The sequence below is a fragment of the Methylobacterium sp. J-078 genome (assembly GCF_022829285.1).
Taxonomy (GTDB): domain Bacteria; phylum Pseudomonadota; class Alphaproteobacteria; order Rhizobiales; family Beijerinckiaceae; genus Methylobacterium.
The window spans coordinates 1-23,715 of record NZ_JAKSYI010000084.1 but is presented as its reverse complement, the minus strand read 5'-3'; the positions used below and the strand labels follow the sequence as shown (position 1 = coordinate 23,715).

Annotated in this window: 33 protein-coding genes and 1 pseudogene; 13 read left to right on the top strand and 21 right to left on the bottom strand. The window is 64.0% G+C overall.

Going from position 1 to position 23,715, the window contains the following annotated elements:
• From MKK58_RS13800 to MKK58_RS13760, 9 genes are all read right to left on the bottom strand, one after another.
• On the bottom strand, window positions 1-343 hold a 343-nt coding region (locus MKK58_RS13800), incomplete at its 3' end, for a ParA family protein (protein WP_243912597.1).
• Between the two features lie 434 nt (window positions 344-777).
• On the bottom strand, window positions 778-957 hold the full coding sequence (locus MKK58_RS13795; RefSeq protein ID WP_243912596.1) for a hypothetical protein: 180 nt from the start codon (window positions 955-957) through the stop codon (window positions 778-780).
• 198 nt (window positions 958-1,155) lie between these two features.
• Window positions 1,156-1,392: a hypothetical protein gene (locus MKK58_RS13790; protein WP_243912599.1), complete on the bottom strand. Its 237-nt coding sequence runs from the start codon at window positions 1,390-1,392 to the stop codon at window positions 1,156-1,158.
• Window positions 1,393-1,450: 58 nt separating this feature from the next.
• On the bottom strand, window positions 1,451-2,506 hold the full coding sequence (locus MKK58_RS13785) for a hypothetical protein (RefSeq protein ID WP_243912595.1): 1,056 nt from the start codon (window positions 2,504-2,506) through the stop codon (window positions 1,451-1,453).
• 79 nt (window positions 2,507-2,585) lie between these two features.
• Window positions 2,586-3,677: a hypothetical protein gene (locus MKK58_RS13780; protein WP_243912594.1), complete on the bottom strand. Its 1,092-nt coding sequence runs from the start codon at window positions 3,675-3,677 to the stop codon at window positions 2,586-2,588.
• Window positions 3,678-3,736: 59 nt separating this feature from the next.
• Window positions 3,737-4,177 (bottom strand): hypothetical protein, encoded by a 441-nt coding sequence (locus tag MKK58_RS13775; RefSeq protein WP_243912593.1) that lies wholly within the window; start codon window positions 4,175-4,177, stop codon window positions 3,737-3,739.
• Between the two features lie 60 nt (window positions 4,178-4,237).
• Window positions 4,238-4,555, bottom strand: coding sequence for a penicillin-binding protein (locus MKK58_RS13770; RefSeq protein ID WP_243912592.1), 318 nt, complete (start codon window positions 4,553-4,555; stop codon window positions 4,238-4,240).
• A 128-nt stretch (window positions 4,556-4,683) separates the two neighbouring features.
• Window positions 4,684-5,034 carry a hypothetical protein gene (locus tag MKK58_RS13765; RefSeq protein ID WP_243912591.1) on the bottom strand — a complete coding sequence of 117 codons (351 nt, stop codon included), beginning with the start codon at window positions 5,032-5,034 and terminating at the stop codon, window positions 4,684-4,686.
• A gap of 11 nt (window positions 5,035-5,045) precedes the next feature.
• Complete coding sequence (locus tag MKK58_RS13760) at window positions 5,046-5,342, bottom strand: hypothetical protein (RefSeq protein WP_243912590.1); 297 nt, start codon at window positions 5,340-5,342, stop codon at window positions 5,046-5,048.
• Between the two features lie 73 nt (window positions 5,343-5,415).
• Here MKK58_RS13760 and MKK58_RS13755 point away from each other — a divergent pair, with 73 nt between their 5' ends.
• The 3 genes from MKK58_RS13755 (at window position 5,416) to MKK58_RS27140 (ending at window position 7,749) form a co-directional block, all read left to right on the top strand.
• Window positions 5,416-5,721, top strand: coding sequence for a multiprotein-bridging factor 1 family protein (locus MKK58_RS13755; RefSeq protein WP_243912589.1), 306 nt, complete (start codon window positions 5,416-5,418; stop codon window positions 5,719-5,721).
• A gap of 321 nt (window positions 5,722-6,042) precedes the next feature.
• On the top strand, window positions 6,043-7,164 hold the full coding sequence (locus tag MKK58_RS13750; protein WP_243912588.1) for a hypothetical protein: 1,122 nt from the start codon (window positions 6,043-6,045) through the stop codon (window positions 7,162-7,164).
• Between the two features lie 150 nt (window positions 7,165-7,314).
• On the top strand, window positions 7,315-7,749 hold the full coding sequence (locus tag MKK58_RS27140; RefSeq protein ID WP_409565243.1) for a type II toxin-antitoxin system PemK/MazF family toxin: 435 nt from the start codon (window positions 7,315-7,317) through the stop codon (window positions 7,747-7,749).
• Window positions 7,750-7,912: 163 nt separating this feature from the next.
• On the opposite strand, the gene MKK58_RS13745 is transcribed toward MKK58_RS27140, so the two are convergent.
• Window positions 7,913-8,425 carry a hypothetical protein gene (locus MKK58_RS13745; protein WP_243912587.1) on the bottom strand — a complete coding sequence of 171 codons (513 nt, stop codon included), beginning with the start codon at window positions 8,423-8,425 and terminating at the stop codon, window positions 7,913-7,915.
• 163 nt (window positions 8,426-8,588) lie between these two features.
• Between MKK58_RS13745 and MKK58_RS13740 the strand changes: the two genes are divergently transcribed.
• Complete coding sequence (locus tag MKK58_RS13740) at window positions 8,589-8,843, top strand: hypothetical protein (protein ID WP_243912586.1); 255 nt, start codon at window positions 8,589-8,591, stop codon at window positions 8,841-8,843.
• Between the two features lie 118 nt (window positions 8,844-8,961).
• Window positions 8,962-9,429, top strand: a complete 468-nt coding sequence (locus tag MKK58_RS13735) for a MucR family transcriptional regulator (RefSeq protein WP_243912585.1) — start codon at window positions 8,962-8,964, stop codon at window positions 9,427-9,429.
• A gap of 106 nt (window positions 9,430-9,535) precedes the next feature.
• Here MKK58_RS13735 and ihfB read toward each other — a convergent pair whose 3' ends face one another.
• Complete coding sequence (gene ihfB, locus MKK58_RS13730; RefSeq protein WP_243912584.1) at window positions 9,536-9,892, bottom strand: integration host factor subunit beta; 357 nt, start codon at window positions 9,890-9,892, stop codon at window positions 9,536-9,538.
• Between the two features lie 169 nt (window positions 9,893-10,061).
• Window positions 10,062-11,051 (bottom strand): phosphatase PAP2 family protein, encoded by a 990-nt coding sequence (locus tag MKK58_RS13725; RefSeq protein WP_243912583.1) that lies wholly within the window; start codon window positions 11,049-11,051, stop codon window positions 10,062-10,064.
• Window positions 11,052-11,605: 554 nt separating this feature from the next.
• Between MKK58_RS13725 and ctrA the strand changes: the two genes are divergently transcribed.
• Entirely contained in the window at window positions 11,606-12,307 is a 702-nt protein-coding gene (gene ctrA, locus MKK58_RS13720; protein ID WP_243912582.1) for a response regulator transcription factor CtrA, read from the top strand.
• Window positions 12,308-12,583: 276 nt separating this feature from the next.
• Window positions 12,584-13,480: an outer membrane beta-barrel protein gene (locus MKK58_RS13715; RefSeq protein ID WP_279578373.1), complete on the top strand. Its 897-nt coding sequence runs from the start codon at window positions 12,584-12,586 to the stop codon at window positions 13,478-13,480.
• A gap of 131 nt (window positions 13,481-13,611) precedes the next feature.
• Here the strand turns inward: MKK58_RS13715 and MKK58_RS13710 are convergent, their stop codons facing one another.
• Window positions 13,612-14,115: an SRPBCC family protein gene (locus MKK58_RS13710; RefSeq protein WP_243912581.1), complete on the bottom strand. Its 504-nt coding sequence runs from the start codon at window positions 14,113-14,115 to the stop codon at window positions 13,612-13,614.
• A 508-nt stretch (window positions 14,116-14,623) separates the two neighbouring features.
• On the opposite strand from MKK58_RS13710, the gene MKK58_RS13705 reads away from it, so the two are divergent.
• The 4 genes from MKK58_RS13705 to MKK58_RS13690 all read left to right on the top strand — a co-directional run bounded on the left by MKK58_RS13705 (window position 14,624) and on the right by MKK58_RS13690 (window position 17,642).
• Complete coding sequence (locus MKK58_RS13705; protein WP_243912580.1) at window positions 14,624-15,391, top strand: hypothetical protein; 768 nt, start codon at window positions 14,624-14,626, stop codon at window positions 15,389-15,391.
• Window positions 15,392-16,051: 660 nt separating this feature from the next.
• A complete protein-coding gene (locus tag MKK58_RS13700) occupies window positions 16,052-16,354 on the top strand; it encodes a hypothetical protein (protein WP_243912579.1) in 303 nt (100 codons plus the stop codon).
• Window positions 16,351-17,073 (top strand): thermonuclease family protein, encoded by a 723-nt coding sequence (locus tag MKK58_RS13695; protein ID WP_279578372.1) that lies wholly within the window; start codon window positions 16,351-16,353, stop codon window positions 17,071-17,073. The genes MKK58_RS13700 and MKK58_RS13695 overlap by 4 nt, the downstream gene beginning before the upstream one ends.
• Before the next feature lie 2 nt (window positions 17,074-17,075).
• Window positions 17,076-17,642 carry a hypothetical protein gene (locus MKK58_RS13690; RefSeq protein WP_243912577.1) on the top strand — a complete coding sequence of 189 codons (567 nt, stop codon included), beginning with the start codon at window positions 17,076-17,078 and terminating at the stop codon, window positions 17,640-17,642.
• A 22-nt stretch (window positions 17,643-17,664) separates the two neighbouring features.
• On the opposite strand, the gene MKK58_RS13685 is transcribed toward MKK58_RS13690, so the two are convergent.
• The 4 genes from MKK58_RS13685 to MKK58_RS13670 all read right to left on the bottom strand — a co-directional run bounded on the left by MKK58_RS13685 (window position 17,665) and on the right by MKK58_RS13670 (window position 20,806).
• Window positions 17,665-19,449 (bottom strand): phage tail tape measure protein, encoded by a 1,785-nt coding sequence (locus MKK58_RS13685; protein WP_243912576.1) that lies wholly within the window; start codon window positions 19,447-19,449, stop codon window positions 17,665-17,667.
• Entirely contained in the window at window positions 19,449-19,697 is a 249-nt protein-coding gene (locus tag MKK58_RS13680) for a hypothetical protein (protein WP_243912575.1), read from the bottom strand. Before MKK58_RS13680 ends, MKK58_RS13685 begins: the two co-directional genes overlap by 1 nt.
• 23 nt (window positions 19,698-19,720) lie before the next feature.
• Complete coding sequence (locus tag MKK58_RS13675; RefSeq protein WP_238279357.1) at window positions 19,721-20,101, bottom strand: hypothetical protein; 381 nt, start codon at window positions 20,099-20,101, stop codon at window positions 19,721-19,723.
• 486 nt (window positions 20,102-20,587) lie between these two features.
• The gene (locus MKK58_RS13670; protein WP_238279358.1) at window positions 20,588-20,806 is read right to left on the bottom strand and encodes a hypothetical protein; all 219 of its coding nucleotides are present in this window, start codon (window positions 20,804-20,806) and stop codon (window positions 20,588-20,590) included.
• Window positions 20,807-20,949: 143 nt separating this feature from the next.
• Between MKK58_RS13670 and MKK58_RS13665 the strand changes: the two genes are divergently transcribed.
• On the top strand, window positions 20,950-21,279 hold the full coding sequence (locus tag MKK58_RS13665) for a GCG_CRPN prefix-to-repeats domain-containing protein (protein WP_238279359.1): 330 nt from the start codon (window positions 20,950-20,952) through the stop codon (window positions 21,277-21,279).
• Window positions 21,280-21,284: 5 nt separating this feature from the next.
• Here the strand turns inward: MKK58_RS13665 and MKK58_RS13660 are convergent, their stop codons facing one another.
• A complete protein-coding gene (locus MKK58_RS13660) occupies window positions 21,285-21,476 on the bottom strand; it encodes a hypothetical protein (protein WP_243912574.1) in 192 nt (63 codons plus the stop codon).
• A gap of 309 nt (window positions 21,477-21,785) precedes the next feature.
• Here MKK58_RS13660 and MKK58_RS13655 point away from each other — a divergent pair, with 309 nt between their 5' ends.
• Entirely contained in the window at window positions 21,786-22,055 is a 270-nt protein-coding gene (locus MKK58_RS13655; protein ID WP_238279361.1) for a hypothetical protein, read from the top strand.
• A gap of 62 nt (window positions 22,056-22,117) precedes the next feature.
• Here the strand turns inward: MKK58_RS13655 and MKK58_RS13650 are convergent, their stop codons facing one another.
• From MKK58_RS13650 to MKK58_RS13640, 3 genes and pseudogenes are all read right to left on the bottom strand, one after another.
• Entirely contained in the window at window positions 22,118-22,618 is a 501-nt protein-coding gene (locus MKK58_RS13650; protein ID WP_243912573.1) for a hypothetical protein, read from the bottom strand.
• Complete coding sequence (locus tag MKK58_RS13645) at window positions 22,615-22,884, bottom strand: hypothetical protein (protein WP_243912572.1); 270 nt, start codon at window positions 22,882-22,884, stop codon at window positions 22,615-22,617. The genes MKK58_RS13650 and MKK58_RS13645 overlap by 4 nt, the downstream gene beginning before the upstream one ends.
• Window positions 22,881-23,715 (bottom strand): annotated as a pseudogene (locus MKK58_RS13640) (hypothetical protein); the annotation flags it as partial. The pseudogene MKK58_RS13640 and the gene MKK58_RS13645, both read right to left, overlap by 4 nt.

The following is a 23,715-nucleotide window of genomic DNA, read 5'->3' as shown; positions in this document are numbered from 1 at the left end:
CCAGGTCGAGTGGCCCCGGCCTCGTCGGCACCAGCACCAGATCCGCAACGCGCATCGCTCCCAAGATGCTGTCCTCGGCATGGGGCGGCGTGTCGATGATAACCCGGCCGATCCCTTCACGCTTTGCCGCTGCGATCAGATCGGGCAACTCGCGCGCGTCCGCCTCGATCAGGTTCGGCACATCTGCGACGCGCAGGCGGTGCCACCACGCGAGCGAGCGTTGAGGGTCCGTGTCCAGCAGGAGCGCCGGTTTCCCTTCCTCGGAGGCGAGCACGCTCAGATGCATGGCGAGCGTTGTCTTGCCAACGCCCCCTTTCCGAGCGGCTATCGTGATGACTTGCACGCGCGATCCCCTGTGATCCGGCCTCGGAGCCCGCACGCCATCTTGATTGCGGGCGAGACTGTCAACAGCCTCCCGAGCCTGCACGATGGCGCGGGAGCGTGAACAATTGCTTGCGAGCCCGAAGGCCCCCGAGCGGTCGAGATAACGAGAACGCCAGCCCTCAGGATAGGAGGCTGGCGTGATAGCTTTGCAGCCAAGACTGGATCAGCGCGGGCGGCGTCGAGGGCGCAGCCGATCCCGCGCTAGGTCGAGATCCGCAAGGGCGCCGTCTACCCGTGCGATCCAGCGCCTTGCCGCGCCGGCATCGCCGCGTGCGTTGGCCCGAGCGAGCCCGGCCGCGATCCGGCGCAGCCGCCACATTTCGATATGGAGCCGGGCGAGGCCCAAGAGAGACGGCGTTGCCGGCGCCTGAGGAATGGCAGGAACGACACGCATCAGCAGGACACCACGTAGAGAGCGACGAGGACGGTTGCCGTGACGACGTTGCCGCGTCCGACTTCATGGCCCGCGTCGCGGAGGAGGGCGCAGCGCATACGCTTGAGACGGCCCAGGCCACGGGCGACAGCAGGAAGGCCGAGCGCCAGCGCGGCGCGCATCGTGATCCGGGTTTTCATGGAATGAACCTTGGCTGTTTCGTGGGGTTCCCCTCCGCGAGACGCGGAGAGTGATCGTTGGTCGGGTTGTGTGTGTTTTGTCTGCTCGGCGGCGTGGCAGCGGTCTGCGCCTCGCTTCTCATCGAAAGCCGACGCGCCGTGTTGGAGCTTGTAGGGGGCAGGCTTCTGATCGTTGGGTTGTGTCTGATCGGTGCCGGCTTACCGATCTTCCGCTGAAGCTGTTTCGCCATCCAGATCCGAGCCGCGCAACCAGACGATCTGCGAGGCGTGGCCTTCAGGAGCCCCAAGGGACGGCTCGGCATCGGCGCCGTCCTCCTGGTCGGCGTCGCCCTCGATCCGGTCGAGAAGGGCGATGAGCCGGTCAGCGGTATCGAGGGCGGCTTGCGCTGCCTCCTCGATCTGGCGCCGGACTTCGGCGGGGGAGGGCACCGGCATATGCACGGGGGTAGCGACTGGCCGGCGCGGCGTGAAAGTGTGAACGTTGGTCATCGGATCAGGCCCGGCCCTTCACATGGCGCTCGATGGCGATGCGGTGTTCCTCAAGCTCGGCGATCAGCCGGGTTGTTTCGGCCTTGAGGGCGGCGCCGTCCTCACCTGACGTGCCGAATGGACAATGGAAGCTCGGGGCGAACCCGGCCTCGTCCCGGAGCGCCTTCCCGCCGATCGCTTCCCATGCCTGGACCCAGCCCGCCGCGTCATAGCTCGCGTTGGAATCAATCAGGGTGACACCCGCGACGAGAGCCGCGCTTTGGATCAGCCCGCCCGTAAGGCGATCCGTCTTCTGCCATTCGCCTTCGGTCGCTTGGCGGACCTTCACCGCCAGACCGGCGGGCGTGACGGCGGCGGCTTCGGAAATGAGGTTGCGGGCCAGCCGGGTCGCCGTCTGCGCTTCGGTCCACCTGCGCCGGGTATCCGCTAAGCCGAACTCTGCCCGCGCCTCGGCCATGCGAGCCTCATACTCTTCCGCGATGGGAAGGATGTCGCGCAGAACGCGGATGGCCTTGGGCGTCGTGCCGGCACGCCCGTAGACCCTCGGCATGGCCGCGATGGCCCGGTGCAGGCTTTCGACAGTCCACCGATAGACGACGACATCGCCGGGCGCGTCCGCGATCTGGAGACGGATGCGCTCCGTGCCGAGCGGCATGCCCGGATGCGCCGTATCGACCAGAACCCAGGTCGGGGCGACGAGAGCCCGCGGCAACTCCCCGAGCGCCGCTTCGTAGGCAGCATATGCGCGACTGTGATCCGCCTTAGCATCGCGCTCAGCATTCCGTGCCGCTACATAAGCGACCTCGGCATCCAGCAGCGATTGGTCTGGATGGGGGCTGCTCGCGCTGGGCGGCAGGATGGCTCCAGCCAGCACTGGCAGGGGCGCAGCGATGGCGACAGCCATCGAGCCAGCGACCATCGTCCGGCGGCCTTGGTCGGCCTCGTCGGGTTTGCGCCCCATGAGGCGCGCGGCCGATGCCTTCAGGCTCGCGGCGCGGTCTTTCAGAGAGGGGCGATCAGCACGCCGGCGGAAGGGATTGGACAGCTTGAGAGAGGGCACGCGCGGCGCTCCTGTGGTCGGGCAGGACTGAAAGGGGAGGAGGCGGCAGCAGGCGGCTACCGCGAGGAAGGCGGCGGCGTCAGGCGCGCTTGGCGTCGGCTTCCGCTGCGTAGTCGCTGACATCATCGAAGTTTCCGCGCGCGACAGCGCGGTTCACGAGAACGTCAGCGCGGAATGTAGCTTCAGAGCGCTCGGTCACGTCGCGGCGGGCCAACTCGTCTGCGACGTAGTTTTGGAAGTGATGCAGCCGGTCGCTTTCGGCATCGAGCAGCCTGTCCCCACGCCCTTCCGGCGAAGTGGTCCAGCCCGTCAGGCCCATGATGTCCGTTGCCATCTTGAGCGCATTGTAGGTGCGATAGAGGTCCGTGACCGTGTAGCCCGAGAAATCGGGAGCGGGCGGCATGGCCGGCGCAGCACCATCGAGCAGCGGGCTACGCGCGATCAGGTCGAGGATGCGGACGTGCTGTTCGTTCGACTGATCCTCATCGAGGTTGAAGCCCTGATCTTCACGGAACTGGACGGCATAGCGAGCAAGAGCCGTGCAGCCGGCTGCCGTGGTTGGGACCGTCTTCAGCAGCACGCCATCGACATGCGCGAAGAAGGCGTCTGCTGCCTCATCCTGTTCGGGAAGCACGTCGATGGACCCGGCCGGCTGTGGCAGGAGGTCGGCGCGATTGCGGGCGGAGGTCAGGTCGCGCGTCGTATCGATAGCCGCGAAGATGGGGTCTACGGCCGGCGCCGAGCGAACGAAGGCGAGGTCGGAGAGATCGCGCAGGACGCATTGCCAAGACAGGAACTCGATCGACTGAGGATGGCTGTGCGGCGGCGCCACGTCCTCAAGCTGATCGCGGAAGGCGGGCGCCTTTGCAGCGAAGTCCGCCAGCGACGTGACCGGGTACGCCAGGATCGCACGGTGCAGGGCAATCCGCTGATCGGCCAGCTTCTCGGCATCACGCCCGACCTGCCCACCCGCATTCTCGCGGTCCAGCATGGCAGTCCATTCCCCCACCAGAGCCGCAAGGGTGGGCGCCACCGAAGCAGAGGCGGCCGCTGCGTTGGCCGGCTTGCGACGGATCACGCGGGCTGCGGACGCCTTTAGAGACGCGGCGCGCTCACGCAGCGAGGGGCGGGCGGTGTCGCGCTTGGCGAGGCGGGCGAAGGGATTGCGCATGTCAGGTTTTCCAAATTTCATGATTTCAGGGTTTCAGCTATTGCGGGTCTCAGGGCGGGTTAGGCGAGCGTCGCGAGGCCGATGACGACAAGGCCGCCGCAGATTAGGGACAGGGCGGCTACAGCCTCGCCCAAGCCGCTCAGGAGGCGCAGCGTCGGCGCGAGCGGAGCGCGGGCAGGCTCGACGGGTAGGAAGTCCAGGCGCAGGTACAGAGCCAGGTCGGAGGCGCGGGCGAGCACTGCCGCATCCGTGATGCCGTCGTGCTGAATGTGCCAGCGCAGGTGCCGCAGGAGAGCCAGGGAGCCGAACTGCGTCGCGCAAGGCGTGGCGAGGAGGCGGGCGAGGGCGCCTTCCATCTCGACGTGACGGCGGGCCACCAGGGCGTCGGAGGCGCACTGCCAGACGCTCCAAGCCTCGTCGTGGTGGTCGATGACCGCGAGGATGGGGTCAGCGTGGAAGGGGACGTGCTCAATGATCTGGGCGTGCGAGGTCGTTGCCATAACCGGAGCTCCGGGGCTTGGGATCGTCAGGGAGGTTCGAAGGGGGTGGGTCCCGTTTGATCAGCCGGGCGGGTGGTGCATCAGCGCCGGCAGGGAGCAGCCGGGCTGGCAGGCGCCGGGACGGCTGAAGACCTCTCGCAGGTACCGGCGGGACGTGCGCGCTGCGCCACGGGTGCCGGCTCTCTCAGCCCGCGCCGCGTAGTACCCGATGAGGGCCAGAGCCCCGGCCTGGGTTGCCGGCGTCAGGGCGTGGAGATCGGCACGAGCTACGCGGCGCTCCTTGGCCAACGCGACGCGATAGGCACGCCATTCTGTTGTCAGGCGGCCGTCAGCCTGGCGATGCAGGGCCGAGGCGAGCCCGGCGGCTCTGTGTGCCATGTCGGCCGCTTCCGTGATGCGGATGGCTGCCAGAAGCGGGTCGGACGGTAGCGCGGCGCTGGAGCGGAGGAGCGGACCGATCAGCGCAGCAGCCCCGAACAAGGATCGGCGGGAGAGGATCGAAGCACTCACTGACCCAACCTCCGCACGGGTCGGGGCTTCCGGGTCGGAAGATCCTGGGCTTCGGCAAAGCGCTCGCCCATGCTCTTGCGCGGAGGCATCTTGATCGGCTCCGGATTGCTGGCGCCTACCTCAGGATAGAGGTCTGGCCGCTGACGCTTCCGCCACCGATCCATGGCCTCGATGTCGAACATGCCAGTGGTTTCATCGGGCGCAGGGAAGCCACGCGCGTAGAGCTTCGGACAGCACGTCGTGAATTGGCTGAGTGTTAGGCCCATCCGGCGTGCGGCCTTGTCGGCAGGTACGTAGGCAGGATCAACACGGAAACGGACCGCCGGAGGGGTGGGGGGCTTGCTCATGTCCCAGATCCTCAGTGCGCGACCGCGCGGTGGGCGGCCTTGGCGACCTGCCACGCGGCCTTCAGGCTGACCGACATTGCGGTGGTCCAGGTGGAGCCGGTGCGATCCTGGTGCAGCCTCGCAGCCGCAGCGGCGTGGGCCATGATTGCGGAGTGGTCGAACTTGCCAGCGACGACCAGGGGGCGGCGGGTCTTCACGTAGCACTCGACCATGGCGCGGGCGGAGAGGAAGCCAGCGGGGAGCACATCGCGATCCGCCTTCATGGTGCGGGTGGCGGCGGTCCAGGAGATGCGGCGGTTGAGGGACATCGGAGGAACCTTGTGTTTCCCGGCCTGATGTCTGATATTAAGTATGAGGTTGGATCTAAGTCAACACTGAGGTATGAGGTTGGGCGAAAAATATATAAGTTCTGCCCAATGCCGTGCGGCCCGTGCCCTCCTCGGGTGGACCCGCGAAGAGTTGGCTGGTGCCTCCAGCGTTTCGAAGATGACGCTTGCCGACTTCGAGACGGACAAGCGGAAGCCCTACGATCGCACCCTGCGCGATATTGAGGGGGCGCTTCGCAAAGCGGGGCTGGCCTTCTGCTTCGACGATGAGGATGGGCCTGGGGGGAGAGGGGTCGCTTTCGAAAGTTCCGACGACGCCCCGGCGGCCGGTGACGCGAAACAGGATACCCATGCTGGATAGCCTCGCCCGTTCCATTGCAGAGACAGCGGCCGGGGCACTTGGCGCTCGTACTGCCACGGAGCAGGCATGGGTTTCCGATGAGGAAATCGGATTATACTTCTGGCACGAAAGAGGTTTTCGCGATCACGACACGCTGGTTGTGCTCATCAATTATACGCGCGAGGTCCTAGACCGGCGTGAAGTCGCGGCCGCGCGAGTTTCGTGTCAACCTGAAACGAAATCCCCCAAGGCTCGACCCTCGGCTCGCCGGCCCCGTCCCGTGCAACTCGCCCTCGATCTGGTGACGGCATGAGGGGCAAGGGCCAAACCGAAACCCCGCCCATGTTCGACTATTGGGATCGGAAGCTCGCAGCAGTCGCTGGCCCTGACGTGGCTCGCATCCAACAGCAGAACCGCGCGCTTGAGCACGAGCGCCAGGCCGGGCGCACCAAGCGCAAGGGATCAGGGTTCAAGCCTCCGCAGTGCCGGCTCACCATCAGCGACATCGGCCGCGTGATCCAGCACCGGCACAACGGCCCGTGCGACACCGCCGAGGGCGCGATCTACCTTACGGCGGTCCTGCCCTCCTTGGTCGAGGAGGCCGGCGGGTTCGATGCCGAGACGTTCGAAGAGCGGCTACAGAAATGGGCGACCGCCGCAACGCCTCGGCTGACGGGCGAGGAAATCAGCATCTGCCTGAATGAGGCCAGGGTACGCGATGCGCGCGGCCGGCTGCATTGGTCCGCGCAGGACTTAGGAGACCATCTGCACCTCACCGTGGCTGAGCGCGAGAGCTTAGGCATCACAACGGTTCGGCCTCGCGGGATGAACGAGCGCGATTTCAAAGCCTACCAGCGCAGCCGGAAGACCGCCGCCGAGAAGGCGCGAAGGATCGCAGCGGGGGCGAAGGCGCGCGAGCAGTCAGACGCGCAGATGAAGCCTTGGGCGGCCTTGGGGGTCAGCCGCCGGACGTTCTACCGAGCGCGCAAGGCCATGCCCGAAATCGTCCGTGGCACTAATTCGTGTCCACCAGATACGAAGTATCTACAGGCCACCACGGGGCAGTGCCACGAGGAGGACCGTCCCCTCCAGGTTCCAGCGAGACAGGCCAGCGCGAGACGAAGCGTCAGCGCTGGCGGGCATTCGCCCAGGGATCTACCGAGGGCAGTCCGGACCGGACATGCCGTCCCGCAGCCGCTGCCGAACGGAGGAGTTTCGCAGCCTGACATGCTGGCCGAGTTCCTGCCGCTCAGCGTCGTCGTGAACACCTACCTCGGCGGGGTGATGCCGCCAGAGCTTGCCCTTGCCGTGCGCACGGCTCAGCGCGCGAGGATGGTGACGCAGGAGACGGTTGCCCGATCCATCGGCGTCAGCCGCCCGCAGTTGGCGAATGCTCTTCGGGGTCGGTTCGGTCTTAGCCAGAGTGCGGCGGCCAACCTCGTGCGGTGGCTCGAAGCGGCTTAACGAGGCAACGCATCAAATGACACATTATGCGAAATCACTTGCCGTCACGAGGGACTAGCGGCTGCCAACAAGCAGTCCATGAACGCCTGGATCATGCGGTGCCTCGAAACCTGCGCCAGCGCCCAATCGCAGGACCGCTAAGGCAGGGTCATGGGTATTACTTTCACGCCACGTCGTGGCGGCATCCTGATGTGCGACTTCGGACCGGACCCAACCGACCCGATCACCTTCCCGCTCGGCAAGCCGCCTGTCGGCGTCGCGCCCGAGATGTGGAAGATCCGGCCCGTTGTCGTGGTCTCTCCAGCCGCGCTGAACCACAAGCACGGTACGGGTCCGGGCGTCTGCCTGGTTGTCCCGTTCAGTGCCACGCCTCCAAGGACAGAGGACCCATGGGATGTCCCGTTCGCTGCGAAGGCTTCCCCAAGCCTCCGTAAGGCATCATGGGCGAAGTGCGCTGCTGTAACCCTCGTCTCGCATGCCCGGCTTGATCGCGTCATCACCGGTCGGGGCTATCGAGGAGACTTCCTAAGCCCGGCGGACATGACACGCGTCGACGAAGGAATGCGGGCGGCCCTCGGGCTGTAATTGCATTTGCGCGAATGCGAGCCCATATTCCGCGTGTCCTCGAAAGAGGCTTTGGGAGCCGGCATCGCGCGTCGCCGCACGATTTCGCCGGCTTCATGACAGGTCTCGCTGGAGCGATCCGGCGGGACCTTTCTCGTTTCGGGCGTCCCCTGATCCCGACTGCTCAGGCTTTCCTGCCGGGAGAACGCTTCTTCGGCCGCTGGACAGGCGCCGCGGCTCGACGTGCAGCATGAAACTTCCGAAGCGTCTCGTGCGCCTCCTCAAGCCGATCTGTAGCGGACCGCATATCTGTCTCGGCCCTTGAGATTTGGAGTCGCTGGTTCACCAGCATGGCCGCTGTCATCGCCAAGCCCGCTCGGCGGATCTCGACAATGGCTCGCTCACGGTCCCACCAACCGCTTTCGTAGCGACGGGTCATTTCTTCCTCGGTGAAATCGGTCTCTGGTTCCTCGGGGTTCAGGGCTGCCTGGATCTCCTCCGTAGACGGCCCGTACCCAATGGCATCTCGATACTCCTGCATGGCACGGAGGCAGGCCACCATCTCCTCGACAAGACGGTAAGGATGCCCGGCCCCACGCGTGATCCGCATCAGGTTGGCAGTGAGGTGCCTAAGGGCTGGCGTCAGATCTTCGAGAGCGCGATGGCGGGCGACCTCGGCCTCGGATTGCTCGCTCACCAGTCGCATAGATCCACCTGCCGAGACGCTGAAGCGAGGGGCTTCAGGAAGGGGTCATGTTAGAGATCCTAAGAAGAGTGTCGAGGATCGAGTTCTCCCTTACGTTGAAGAGATATCGGCAGCTGCGACGACCCCGTGGAAGCTTATGGTCGGAGAATTCCGGATGAAGCGCGTTCTCCCGCTCCCCTCAGCACGGCTCCTCAGACTGGCTGAGGCTGCCGCGTTCTGCTCGCTGACTGTCTCGGTGTTCGAGCGGACGTGCCCTGTCGCTCCGATCAATCTATCTCCGGATGGCCGGGACGATCGGCGGCTCCTCCGGTACGACGTACGAGCCCTTCACGAATGGATCGACCTGCTGAGCGGTCGCGTGGCGGGCATGCCAGAATACCGTGACTGGTTGGCCGAGTTCGATCTTTGACGGGCGGGGATCGCTTCAGTAGGGGAGGGGGCGAAACACTGAGCCCCTGAGTCGTTCTTGCCAATCGTCCTCAAATGTACGATCTGAGGATTGCGGGGGCGCAAAATCGAATAGTATCATGTCAGACAACGCAGAAAATCAAACGATCGACTTCATTGATCTCGCCAGCGATATCGTCTGCGCGTATGTGTCGAATAACTCGGTTCCAGTGGCCGAACTCCCAAGCCTCGTGCACAGCGTTCACGCTGCTCTAGCAGGGCTTGCCAGCGGCGCGGTTCAAACTGCCGCAGAAGACAACCACGAGAAGCCGACTGCGGCTCAGATCCGCAAGTCCGTGATGCCAGATGGTATCGTCAGCTTCCTGGATGGCAAAACCTACAAGACGATGAAGCGTCACCTCAGCACGCACGGGCTTGACCCGCACAGCTACCGCCAGCGTTTCGGCCTCCCCACCGACTACCCGATGGTGGCACCGAGCTACGCCGCGCAGCGCTCGGCACTGGCGAAGTCCATCGGTCTTGGCCGGGTCGCTGATCGTAGCGAAGAAGTGGAGCCCAAGGCCAAGGGACGCGGAAAGGCTGCGTAGCTTCCTTCGTTGGCGTCGCGGCCAGAGAAGGCCGCTGCACCGGTTCCACGATTAGGAAGGCGGGCATGACTCTGGCTGGACTCAACGCCCGAAGCCTAGGTTCAACTTAGCCCCAGGATTGCGCCCCGCGCGGCACAGGAGCCGTTCCGGCCGTTGCCTCTATCTTGGCCAGTGCGGGCACCCCAGGAGCGTTCAGGCGAGCCTGCATGCCTTTCCCGACCTTGAAGGCCAGCACCCGCTTGTCCGCCACCGGCACGGCCTCGCCTGTCTTCGGATTGCGGCCCGTGCGAGCCTCGCGCGCCTTCACCGTGAAGGCCCCGAAGCCACGAAGCTCCACGCGATCGCCGGCCACCAGGGCATCCGAGATCCGACCCAGAATGGCGTTCACCACCGCCTCTACGTCTCGCTCGTAGAGGTGCGGGTTATGCTCCGCGATGCGGAGGATCAGTTCGGACTTGATCATGGGCCGGGGGTGAACCCGATCCAGGCCGGCGAAGCAAGAGCAGCCAGATGATCGAAAACTAAGGGCCGCCCCCCTCTGCGCGAGGTCTGCGACGGGTAAATTTGCGATTGTACCCTTCCAAGTAGCAACCGCAGCGAGACGGACATTGCCGTTGCACTCGCTCCCGACCCTAAACCGTTTCTGGCGATTCGGCCTCTCTATGCAATATGGAACAAGATAGCCGTGTTGCCCGGTCGAGGAGCATGTAACCGAGATCCGAACCGCGCACAGACAGCACGATTGAGCAGACGGCGACGAGATAGCCTACCAGCACATCCGCGACGTAGTGGCCACCGCATCCCACGGTGGCGATAGACACGGTCACATTTAACACCCCAGCAGGCCAGCGTGCGGGCCGCCAAGCCCAGAATGCCCAGGTTGCTAGAACTGCCGACGCGGCGTGGAAGCTCGGGAACGAGACGATGCCCAGCTTCGGCACGCCTACGAGATCACGCAGCGCGCCGGATCGTAGCGCGTCGTAGGTTTCAACATCGGTCGCAGCAAACGGCCAAGAAGGCGTGGTCCGCAACATTGGGTCGAGAATGGCGATGATGCCCCTGGTCGGCAATGGGACGCTGATCGCTGATGTGAGGACGATTGCGATGGCGAAGGCACATAGGTAGCGGTCGAGATGCCGGATGCGCGAAGTTGCCATACACAGGATGATGATCAGAACCGCCTGCGGTATCATCGTCGTATAGACGACACTGAGTGCTCGCGTGATGTTGGGGTGCTCATTAAGCCAACTCATCCACGCGAGGTGATTAAAGCCGAGCGACAGATCGAAGGCACGGATCGCGTCGTCGGCTAGTGGCAGCGAAATCGCCTGCGCCTGCCAGGGCAGGATCAGCGTAAAGTCGAGGATCACGACTACAGCAGCGAAAATATCAAATGGCACAGTCAGCCAAGGTCTCGCCTGGAGTGCGGGCGAGAGGCGTAGCGCTACGCACAACGCGGTCATGATTAGAACCGAACCGGGAGCTATGGCCTGCGTTTTGAACTTAAAGTAGAGGGACATACCCTCCACCAAACAAGCTCCAACAAGGCATAGGACCGCCGTAAATGGCGACAGCGAAACAACTCGCATTGAATTCTTGTTCGCTACTTCGACGCCCGCCATGCTGGAAAGCCTCCGTTCATCGCATAGGGCGCAGTGCAAGTTAAAATCACCTCAAGCGCCCCCGTTTATTCGTGAGTAGCATGTCCACTTCAGGGTGAAGGGTCAGGGTCCGCTCACCACCTACAGCGGATCTCGGGGACGGGCACCGCCTGCCAGATCTCGCCTTCATGTGACGCATCCCGATTTGGTGCCGTGCCACTGTGGAGCGCTTGAGGACCGGCTAACCAGCCTCGGCCATTCTACCGGCGAGCCACTGTTCTGCGTACCGGCTCAGCGTGAGATGAACGATCCTACCCCGCCGGTCCCGTGATCAGATCGGGCGGCGGGGGCAGCTTCATTGAACATTAACCATACGATCCTCATCTGAGGTAATACCGCTCCTGCTGCTATCGCTGGATCGGATGCGGCCACGATGCCGGGATGGGGTGACGCCGGATGTACGCGCACCTTGTCTCAGTGTCTGTGGCCGTCGCTATGTCGAGCCTCGGTGCAACCTTAACGGTTTGGTGCCGATACCTGTTCAGGATGCCTCAACCTTTGAAGGATCCTGACCCATGCGCGTGCTGCTGATCGAGGACGATGCCTCCGTCGCCGCCAGCATCGAATTGATGCTGAAGTCCGAGAGCTTCAACACCTACACCACCGACATGGGCGAGGAAGGGATCGACCTCGGCAAGCTGTATGACTACGACATCATCCTGCTCGACCTGACGCTGCCGGATATCTCGGGCTACGAGGTGCTGCGCAGCTTGCGCGTCGCCAAGGTCAAGACGCCGATCCTGATCCTCTCAGGCCTGGCTGGTATCGAGGATAAAGTGAAGGGCCTCGGCTTTGGCGCCGACGATTACCTCACCAAGCCCTTCCACAAGGACGAGCTCGTCGCCCGCATTCACGCCATCGTGCGTCGCTCGCAGGGCCACGCCCAGTCGGTGATCACCACGGGCGACCTCGTCGTGAACCTCGACGAGAAGACCACCACCATCGCGGGCGCCCGCGTGCACCTCACCGGCAAGGAGTACCAGATCCTGGAGCTCCTCGCCTTGCGCAAGGGCACGACGCTGACGAAGGAAATGTTCCTCAACCACCTCTACGGCGGCATGGACGAGCCCGAGCTGAAGATCATCGACGTGTTCATCTGCAAGCTGCGGCGTAAGCTCGCCAACGCCTCGGGCGGCAAGAACTACATCGAGACCGTCTGGGGCCGCGGCTACGTGCTGCACGACGGTGTGTCGGAGATGCGCGCCTTGGCGGGCTGATAAGTCTGGCTGGTCCTCGGATAGCTCGACGCAGACTGACAGCCTGCGGCCTCACAGCCTGTAGGCTGTTTTTTGGGAACCAAGAATGAAGCTGAGAGTTACGGCGACCGTGATCGTTATGGTAAGTAAAGTCCTAACCTGAATTCTACCAAATTACGACTTTCTCAATCCGGCCTAGGTGTTGCGCGCTTGCACTGGTGGTAAGGCCTGCTCTTTCGGTAAGGTCAAATCACACCGCACAGAGCGTGCGCATCAGATTTTTCCGGCAGACTGACCATGATCAAGAAGCTTATCCTCGCCAGCGCCGCTTCGGCTCTCCTCGCTGGCGCCGCCTCCGCCGCCGACCTTCCGCGCCGCGCGGCTCCCCCGGTGTTCGTGCCGGTGCCGGTGTTCACCTGGACCGGCTTCTACGCCGGTTTCAACGCCGGTTACGGCTTCGACGCCAGCAGCGGCACCAACGGCCCGGCCGTTATCGTCGCTGCGTCGCCGATTTACACGGCTTCGCCGGTCGCCATTGGCGGCGTCCCCGTCGGTGCCGGCGCCTTCGGCGGACGTGACTCGAACGAGGGCTTCTCGGGCGGTGGCCAGATCGGCTACAACTACCAGTTCACCCCGGGCTCCGGCGTCGTGGTCGGTATCGAGGCCGATGCCCAGTACCTCGACTTCGGCCGTAGCCGGAACCGTTACACCCCGATCGTCGGCACCCTGAACCCCGATCTGGTTCCCGTGAACCCGAACGGCCTGTCGGGCCTCGACTACTTCGGCACCGTCCGTGGTCGCCTCGGCTACGCCTTCGACCGCACCCTGGTGTACGGCACCGGCGGCTTCGCCTACGGCGGCGGCGGCGGTAACGATTTCGGCCTGCCCAACAGCAGCCGCAACGATTTCCGTACCGGCTGGACCGCCGGCGGCGGCATCGAATACGCCCTGCCGACCGACTCGTTCCTGAACTTCTTCCGCTCGTCTGCCGTGACGTTGAAGGTCGAAGGCCTGTACGTGAACCTCGACCGCGACAACGCCAACAACGGCGTGTTCGCCTACTCGCGCACCACCAACACCGCGTTCCGCGTCAACACGCCCTACGCGGTGGCGGTCAGCGGCTACAACAATCGCCGCGAAGACGAGTTCGCTGTCGTCCGCGCCGGCGTGAACTACAAGTTCGGCTCGTACTAAGTTCTGCGGGACATTTAGGTTCGGCCCAAGCGTCCCCAGCCCCGATCACCTGGCCGCTTTCGTCGAGGCACGCCCTGAGGAGAAATCCTCGGGGCGTTGTCGTGACAAGTTCGCAAATGGAACCGATGACTTTAGCGGCTAGTGTCCTTTGCGATACTGGCCAGCCCTTGTTTATAAACGTCCTCGATGTCAGCCTTCGCTTCGGCATCAGTCATCCCTGCAGCGTCGAATGTCGCTGTCCAGACAACGGTCGTCTTCGCACCATTTGGCTTCACAGATATCGTCGCGTTGTAGGCGCTCACGGGGAGCGGGCCTTCTACGAAGGCGTAGCTATAGCTCATCGCCTTCTCGTCTCGCATCGTTTGGACTTCGACGATGGTTCCAAGACCGCCGGCAGCTACCAAGTGCCGGATCGCGACAGGCTTGCCCTCATCATCGTCCCTGCTGTTCGAGATAGTACAGCGCTTGACCAGAGGGTGCCATTTCTCGATCGCGCAGAAATCACCGATAAGCGCCCAAACGGCAGCTGGCGGTGCCTCTATGTCGATGCTTCGAGTGACCTCCAGAGCGAACCCACAACCGTTCTGAGCGGCAAAAGCTGCGAGGAAACCAACCAGCCCTGAAATCGTGCGCATTATGCTCGATCTGCTTTCTCCTTGGCGAGCCGAAGGGCTTTGAGGCGCACCGTTTTGTCCTCAGTCGCCTGCTGAGTTGCATCGTAATCCGCCCGTGCCTCTCCGCCGGCGCGGGCCCTTTCCAGATGCCTGGCAGCCCTCGTTTCGCGGCGATCCTGCGCGCCGCTGTCATCACTCGTCATGGCCACTGCCTTCCTGCTGGTGACGGATCGGGACGGCCCTACCGTTGACTTAACCATGTCCGCCACGCGAGATGGCATGTCTGGCTGCGCTCGCCCTTGGGTGAGTCGTAAGCCGGCGTCAGGAGAGATCGCCGCGAGATAGACCCTGAAACGACTACGGCCCCCCAGTCGCCAAACTGGAGGGCCGCGAAATCGATAGGCTGTGAGGCCGTTCTGCAATCCCTCACAAGCCATACGGCGCCCTCGGGTGTCAAGTGAGAACGCCAATTCTCACGTCGAGAAGTCGTGCCTTGTTCTGACTGCGGCCCGAATAGGGACCGGGACCGATGTTTCACGCCGCCATACAGGCCGTGATCGAGGCTGCGCGGACGTTCGCGCAAATGGACGAGGCAAGCCGCCAGCTTTGGCAGGGGCACGCCGCGGGCTCCCTGACCGACGAGGAGGCTCAGGAACTCGCCGAACGGCTCCAGGGACGCCGTAGCGCGATTAGAGAGGCTATCCGGCCTGCCCTTGGCTCCACGATCCGCAGAAGCATGTTCCCGCCCCGCCGGGTGCCCGTCTCGCCCGATCGCCTTGCCTCGCGTGATCGGCGCCGGCTCCTGTCCTGTTCCGGACCTATGCCGCCGGCCCTTGCCGCCCGCTTCACCGAAGGGCAGCGCGCCGTTCTGCGCATCATCGCCGACGAGGTGGCCGCGAAGAAGGAGTGCATCCTTTGCGTCGATGCCATCGCGGCACGGGCCGGAGTCTCTCGCCGCCTGGCGCAGATGGCCATCCGCCTCGCTGAGGGGGACGGGCTCATCACGGTGAAGGAGCGGCGCAATGTGGGTCGGAAGAACGACCCGAACATCATCCGCATCATCAGCCGCGAATGGCAGGCGTGGATCAAGAGAGGCGGCAATCTCAAACGGGGTGGCTTTGCACAGGAGGGGCGTCAGACCGCACCTACCCAACCCGACGAGCCGACGACGGCACCAATCCAAGCGATAGGGTGCAAAGCGCTGCGCCCCACAGATAGGTTGTTAATTCTGGGGACGGTTTCGGCAGCGGAATCGGTCAAACAGCTGCCGGAACAGCAAAGATTTGCTCATCGGTAGCGCGGTCCCCGACCGCCTCCAGTTGCACGCGATCGACGCAGCCATGCGGCGAGTGCATCTGCTCGAACGGTGAACGGAGTGAAGCAGGAGTGCTGTTGCGAGAAGTCTGTGGACGGTTTCCACCTATGGTTATGCAGACGAGAACTTGCCGTAACGTCGCCGCGACAGCATGACGAGTTGCCGGGTTAACGACCGGAAAAGCAGATTCCTAGCGTCTGTAGGCCGGGTCCTAACGTAAGGGTGCAAGGTCCTAACGGCTGTAGGTGAACCCCTAACACCAGGAGGGAAAGTTCACTAGCGTTAGGACTGTATTTCCTTGCGTTAGGGAAAAACCTGTCCAATTGCTCACTTACGTTAGGAGTGCGTAGTACTAACGGGGGGCCGAAAATGAAAAGGTCTTCGGTAGTTCCTGGGGGTGTCCATACTCGCGATAGGAACCGCCCTGGAACCGCCTCCTTATCAGCCGCGCATACTCCGTTGAACTGGGTCAGGATCCATCTGCCCCCTTCCAGATAGAGGCTGGAATCTACGTCGGCCGCGAAGGTAAGGTGAAGGGGTCTAGATCGTCCCGGCGGCATAGAAGAAGTCCGAAAACGAGAGAGGCCTTGCCTGCTGCTCCCATGCATTGCGTCGGATGCATGGCCGCGCCATGTCTCAGAAATGCGCTACGCTCTCGCTGCCCTCGCCTTCCTCGTGTCGCCGGCTTCGGCGGCTCCGATGACCCCTTCAGAATGCGCCGAGGCGGCCAAGCTATTCAGTTCCGCCAGCGAGACGATGGACAACTTCGCTTCATCCACGCTCCCGAAGGGAGTCATCGATCCCACCATCGCCAGCACCCCCGAGTTCAGGCTTGCTGCGATCCGCGCGGAAGATGCGCGGCGGAAGCTCGTGCCGGCTGCGAAGGAGTATGCGCAGACGCTGGAGGACCTGGCGTACCAACTGAAGGTCTGCGCCCGTCGATGAGAAGCGGCTGGTTAGCGCTCACTCTTTGGGCCGTACCCCACCTTGCACAGGCCGCCGAACCGATCGTTGGGCGTGCCTCTGTCACCGATGGCGACACCGTCGTGATCGGTGACATCAAGATTCGCCTTCATGGGATCGATGCGCCAGAGAGCGCTCAGCTTTGCCAGGACGCCACCGGTAAAAGCTACCGCTGCGGGCAGGTCGCAGCGCTCGCCTTGGCCGATAGGATCGGGGCCTCCCCAATTTCATGCGAACCGCGCGACACCGACAAATACGGCCGAACCGTCGCGGTCTGCCGCAAGGGTCCCGAGGACCTGAACGGCTGGATGGTGATCCAGGGGCACGCCGTCGCTTACCGCCGGTACTCCGAGGACTACGTGCAGGCCGAAACGACGGCCAAGGACACGAAGAGGGGCATCTGGGCTGGATCGTTCACGGCGCCGGCCGATTGGCGGAAGGGGGAGCGCGCAATGGGGATGGGGTTCGCTGCCCCTGGCGGCCCAGACGGGCCGATCCCAAGCCCTACCGAGCAAGTTGAGGCCCCGCCGGCCGGCGGCTGCGCCATCAAGGGCAACATCTCTCGCTCGGGGGAGAAGGTCTACCACGTCCCCGGCTCACGCGATTACGATCGCACTCGGATCAGCGAGGGGTCCGGCGAGCGCATGTTTTGCTCCGAGGACGAGGCTAAGGCTGCGGGGTGGCGAGGCCCCCGGAGGTGATCATGAAGATCAAAACCGAACCTCCTCTAAGGGCTTCCCCAGATCCAGAGAAGATATTCCGGCAGGGAGAAGCCTTCCTAGAGGCCATGACCCTTCTTGTCCGCTGTGCGAGACCTGCGAACCAAGCGCAGCTTGGGGCTCCCATTGTGGTCAATTCAGCCTTTGCGTCGGAGATCTTCCTGAAGTGTCTCATACGGCTTGAGAGTGGGCAGACGGCGCGCGGTCATCATCTCGATGCGCTATTCGCAAGATTACACCCGGCTACACGGCAGGAGATTGATGCTCTCTGGCGTGAAGGGATCGTCAGGAAAGAGCAGGCAACACTTAGAATTGAAGCAGCTATGGGCATAACCATTCCAAGGAAGCTTCAGGACTGCCTTGCCGCTGGTGGTCGAGCGTTCGAAGCTACTCGGTATCTGTACGAGGGAGATGGCAAAGTTCGGTTCGTTCTAACGGATCTGCCAAAGATGCTACATGAAGTCATTCTTGCCCGCCGCCCGGAGTGGAGCCAGCCGCTACCAGAACCGAGGCTCATTGAGGAGATGCAGTTCCAAAAGCCATCCACATGATGAGTTGCTGAGTACCGTATGCCTACGGGGCGTTAGACGCGCCAGTCGCAGCGTTATTACCCTTGACGATGCTGGCCCCCATTGAAGCAAGCCCTTCCTTCGCACCCGCTGCCGCTGCTGATGCGACGCCAGGAACCCCGTTAACGGTCTGGTTGACCACTACGCTCTGCGTTCGCTTATCGTTGTAAGAGTCGGAGTATGTGTTGGTGACGCCAGCGGCCTTCGCCGCGCCCTGACCCATCCAGTTCGCCCGGTCACCGAGGGACCCGAAGCTCGGTGCCGTCATGCCTTTGCCCATGCCGCGCATGAAGGTCGGGCGCTTATCAGGGGCAGCCGCGCCGAACCGATCCTCGAAGCTCTTGGCGGTGATGCCGCCGTAGCCGCCGAGCACACCGTGATAGGTCGGCGGTGCGCCCAGAAGCCGGTTCAGCTTCTCCACCATGGCGTTGGCCTCGCCCGGCGTCTGGCCCTTGCCATCCACCCGAGCTTGGTCGCCGGCCGAGGCGATCTCTAGTCCAGCCCGAGCGCCGGGCGCGAGCGCTCCGCCGACCCCGACCATAATCCGGTCAATGGTAGCGCCGAACTGCTCCAGGCTGCTGTTGAAGGTGTCCATCGACTTGGCCAGATCGATCTGCATCGTGCCGGGCGCGTCGCGCTCGATCGTGCCCTTGAACTCCTCGTACTTGTCGCGCTTCTTCAGAAGCCCGCTCATGGCGTTGCGGGCCTGGAGATCCCCGAACAGTTCGGCTTCCTTGAAGGCGTCACCCTTCGAGTAACGGGCAGCCAGATCAAGGGTCCGATCCAGGCGCGACACGCCCTTCTTATCGGCGGCCTTCAATTCCTTCTCAATATCGATGCCGGCCTTCTTGAACGCTTTCACCGTGACCGGCGCGGACATCTTCTCCATGAAGTCGCGTAGGAAGTCGGCTGCCTGGGCTGTGGTCGCCGTACCTTCCCGGACTACCGTCAGGGCTGCGATGATGTCGCGAACGCCGGTCAGGCCCTGCAAGCCAATCTTGGAGCCGGACGCTGCCAACTCCGGCATCACGCCAGCCGACTCCTTGAACTCGGCCTTGCCGAGCTTGCCGCCCTTGATCGAGTAGTCGAACGCCGTCTCCAACTGCTCAACCTTCACGCCGAGGTTCTGCATGAAGACGATGGCGGCCTGGGCAGCCTTGTCGATCTCCACCGATCCGGCCTTGGCGGCTTTGGCCGTCAGTTCTGCCGAGGCGATCGACGTGTCGTAATCGACGCCGGCCGCCGCATAGGCGCTCGCCGCTCCGACAAGGGATTTGGCTGTCGTTCCGTACTTCGGCCCTGAGACGAGGAACCGGTCCACGGCTGGCTGCACCTGCTCCTTTGTCTTCTCGGTGGTCTTAGCCAACTCGACTTGGGCGGCTTCCAGCGTGCCGAAGCGGTTCAGCGCTGCCACGACCGATCCGAGGGACGCGAGCACGCTGACGGTGCCGCCCCCGGCACCACCCGCGACCGCCCCCGCTGCGGCTGCTCTGCCGGGGCGTGCGCCTGGTCGCGTGCTACCGCCTGGGCCAACGGGACCGAAGCCGGGGAAGCGAACCCGGCCGGCGCGGGCAGCCTCCTCACGCATCTTGCGGAAGGCGCGCGCCGCGCGCTCGGCGTCGGCTGTGACACGACCCAAGCCAGACTTGCCGCCGAACTTGAAGTCGAAGCCCTTGCCGAGATCCTTACTGGCCCGCTTGATTTTATCGAGTTCACGGAGGAACTTGGCGGTGTCGTTGCCGCCTGAGAACTTCAGCCCGAGCTTGGCAATGAGTTCTTCGATGACCATCAGCGGCGTCCTCGGTTACGGGTCTGCGCATCGCGTTCGGCCACGCGGGCGGCCTTCTCCCCGGCGGCCTCGCGCAGATCCAGCACCTCATGGAAGTCAGCGAGATCATCGAGGGTGTAGATCGTGCGAAGCTCGTGCAGAGTGCAGAGCGGCGGTTCGCTCATGCAGGGTGTAGGGCGGAGCAGATAGGGCAGCATCTCCCGCTCCAGGTTCGGGGCGATGCGGCTGATCTCGCGTGATGTGAGCATCTTCGGCGATGATCCGTCCCGGCCTACGCTTCCGCCATCTTGCCGAGGCCGGCGACGATAAAATCCCGGAACTGCACTCCGAGCGCGAACCACGCCACCTCAACCGCGTCATCCATCGTGCTCGGTTTCACACCAAGGATGGCAGGGTCGCTACCGACACTGCACAGGCCGACCGCGTCGGTGATGAAGGCAACCGCATCCTCGGAGTTGATCTCGTTGTTCATTGAGGCGTGCAAGAACGCCTGGAAGGCGCCCTGGCGATCGACGTTGGCAGCGATGGTCCCCAACACGACTTGGTCACCTTTGAAGACTTGGTTCAGGCGCATGTAGAGCTTGAGCGATTGCTCGGCCGGGATCTTGTCGCAGCGGTAGACGACGCCACCGATCTTTCGTTCCGTAGCCATGTGGGGCGTCTCCTCAGGTCTGTGGCTGCTCTGAACAGCGGGATTTCGGAGGGAGAGGGATCTTCGTACCGGTCGCGCGCTCAAGACCATCGCGCAGGTACTGCCGAGCGACATCGCTGACATTCCCTGACCTGTTCGAGGCGACTGCCTGAAGCACCATGCGCAACTCACGGTCTATTCGAATGTAGAGATGGCTCGGGAAGGCGACGGCCAAAGTGGGTCTCCATCAGGCAAGACAGAGTCTCACGAGAACTACGAGACGTCTTGCGCTGATCCGGAATACCTACAAAATCGAGCAGGTTGCCATCAGTGGTTTATAGATATTTTTAGGCGCTTCCCGACGCTTTTAGTGGCGCAGAAGCTATGCGTGACACGCATTTGTCTCAAGCTGCTGCGCGGACGATTGCTCTCGCGAATGGTCAGGAACATTGCCGGAAAGGCCGGCACTTCCTCGACCTCATACGGCTTCCGAAAACTCAGGGGGCGTCAGGTTTTTTCAGGTTCGGACGAAGAGGCGGCGCCTCGACCTGGGCCGAGCTTCAGGCCCTCGGCGGCCTCCGCGAAGGCGGCCAGGGCCTCGGCCGTGACGCGCTTGCGGAAGGTGCTGGCGTCGTCGGCGCATTCGATGGTGATCGCGACGATGCGGGCGGCGTCGATCGCGGCGCGGATGCCGAGGTCGTAGGCGGCGCGCTCGGATGAGGTCATGCGTGTAGCCCTCGTGAAATGGATCTGGAACTGCCTGAACGAAACGGCCGCGCTTCTGTCAGGATCGGTTCAGCGCATGGGGCGCAGCCTTGGGTTTCTCCGGTCAGCCGAGGTTGAGGCCGGACGCCAACAGGGTTCAGGTCATGATGCGCGTGAAGGTCCTGGGAATAGCTGCTGTGCTGGCTGCCGGGCTCGGCCTGGCAACGTCGGCCAAAGCCGCTGACCTCTCGTTCGACCCCTATGAACAGACCGGCGGTGACGCTGTGGTCGAGTTCGTGGCCGGAGGCTGCGGCCCCGGCTTCCATCCCAATCCGTGGGGCCGCTGCCGGCCGAATGATCGGGGCTATGGCTATGGTGGCTACGGCGGACCCCGCCGTTTCTACGAGGGACGGCCCTACGGCTACGGAGATGGCTACGGTCGCCGTGGTGGCTACGAGTACGACCGGCCCAGGCGGTTCTACGACGGCTACTGAGGACATCACGGCTGGTGCTCCTCGGGCCGCCAGCCGTTTAAGCCTGCCCATGCCTTATCGATGATGCTTTCCCGGCGCTCAGCGCGGTCAGGAGCGGCATTGGCGACAATTCGCAGCGCTGCCTCCATGGCCTCGCTACCGCCCGCTGCTGAGGCTTCCTCGCCCTTTCGCCGGATCGCGGCCTGGAAAGCCTTCACAGCAGGGCCTGTCGTAGGCCCACTCTCAACGGCGGAGACAAGGCTCAGTAGGGCGTCCGCAATCGGCACGATGGCCTCCTGCCAAGGCGAAGCAGCGTGAACTGCCGGCTCTTGAGAAGCCGGGGAAATGGGTACGGTCGTTCGTGGACGGATCATGGAGTCGTGCTCCTGCACGTGAGGTGTTGGCTTGATGCGCGAGTGCCAAACGGCACGGCGTTCCGGCTGATGGGGGCCTAGATCAAGGTCACTGAACAAGTCACGGCCAGCCGCCATTCGACGGAGACCGCGCAAACCCAAGTGGATTGTGCCATGAACACTCGTATCGCTTCTACTGTTGCTGCTGTCGTCCTGAGCGTCAGCGCGATTGCTTCGCCTGCTCTGGCCCAGAGCTACACCGCTCCCGCTGGCGTCACCGCCGTGACGGCGCCCGGTGGCCTTGAGGGCCGCAGCTACGACGACATCACCACCGGCTCCATCGGCTATGGCCGCCGGCACGACTCGGCGCAGGAAGGCAACGCCAACCAGCCGAACTTCGTGGTGCAGCAGTACGGCCAGACCGCTGGTGGCCCGAGGCGCTAAGCCCTTCGACCATTGAGACGACCGGCGGCGGGGCGAAAGCCTCGCCGTTTTTGTGTCAGGAATCATGTGGCCGCCCCCTCATCCTGCTCACAATGGCCTGCTTCTGAGGCACGCCGCGCAGCCCATTCCCGATCACGCTCGACCTGGGCCTCTCGAACCGCAGCGTGCTCTCGCTCCCATTCCTCGTAGACCTTCTGCATGCGCTTCTCCTCGCGGGCGGCCGCTTTCTTCCGCCGCGCAAGGTCTTCAGCCTTCTGCCTCATGATCTCCTCGACGGTGATCGGCTCCGGCTTTGGGGGGCGCTTGGCGCGCTGCTGGAACGGGTACGGCCGGCGGCCCGGATGCGGCGTGTGGGGCGGGGGGCTCTCGGTACATTTCGGACGCGCGCTGTCTCTCGCCGCCAGGGCTTCGGCCAACGTGAGCCCGGCGGTAGCGGCGACGCGGGTTGCCGCCGCAAGCGCCGCAGCGCGTTCGCCGTCCGTGGCGCCGCGTTCCATCAGCGCCCGGCACTTGTCGAAGCGCTCCCGGTCCAGGGCCTGGGGCCGGCGATCTCGGGGCGTCATCGTGTAGTCCTCTCGGGAGCGGCGAGCTTGGCGTAGCTGGCCCAGACGTGCCGCTTGTCGCAGGCATCTAGGGCATTCAGGGCGCGGGCGGCCTCGGACAGGGCGGTGGGATCGCGCTCGGCCGCGTGAAGGAGGCGGGTCGTGGTCTCGCCGCGTGGGCCAGTCGTGAGATGCACCACGGCGCGCAGGCAACGACACCGGGCGGTGCGCTCGGCCGTGTCCAGGTCGGGAGTGAATGGCCCCCAGCGGTCGGCTTTCGGGATCATCGCTTGATCGTCTCCGCAGCGCGGACGCGGTTCGCGACCTGGGCGGCTTTCATCATCGCGAGCCGGCCGGCGATTAGAGGCGGGAACCGGATCGGCGCGTTGGGATCAAACCGAGCAGTCTCAACTCTGACCGGCGCCGGCCGGAAGGGCTCGGGCGGGGCTTCGGCGACGAGGCGGTAGCGGGCGACCAGATCGGGTGCGTAGTCGGCGGCTGGCCGTAGGGTGACGGGGACGGGCTGGCGGGCGCGCAGGCGGGCCTTGATGTCGGCGGCGAGCCGATCGGCGTGCAGCGGTGGCAGGCTCGCAGGCGCGGCGCCCGGCTGCTCAGTCTCAATGATATGGAACCCCGCAATGGGGCCGAGCCGGCTTTCCAGCCATGCCCGAGGGTTAGGAACAACGGCGGGGTCGAAGGCTCCGGTACGCCATTTCTGGCGGGCGCCGGGCCGCTGGTAGCGGAACCTCACACGGGGAAATTTCCCTATATAAAAGTCTTCCTTATAGGGATTTGTCCCCGTGTGGATTTGATCCCCCTCGCGGCGCTGGCGCCACTTCTTCGCGACCTCGGCGTTCGGCCAGACACCAGGCCACGCGGCAGCCATATCGGCCGGGCTGTCGAGAACGACGCCCTCAATTTGCATCTCGATTTCCTCCCCTGCGGGGTTCCAGGGCTCGGCCACGTCAACCGTCAACGGCAGGACGACGTTGGCGATGATGTCGATGGCGAGGGGGTCGGCAGCGGTTCGGTTGACGCCACGGGCGCGGCCGATCGCCTGCATCAACTCGCCCTCGCAAATCTGCCAGCGGCAGGCGTCCGCCACGGGATCGGGGTGG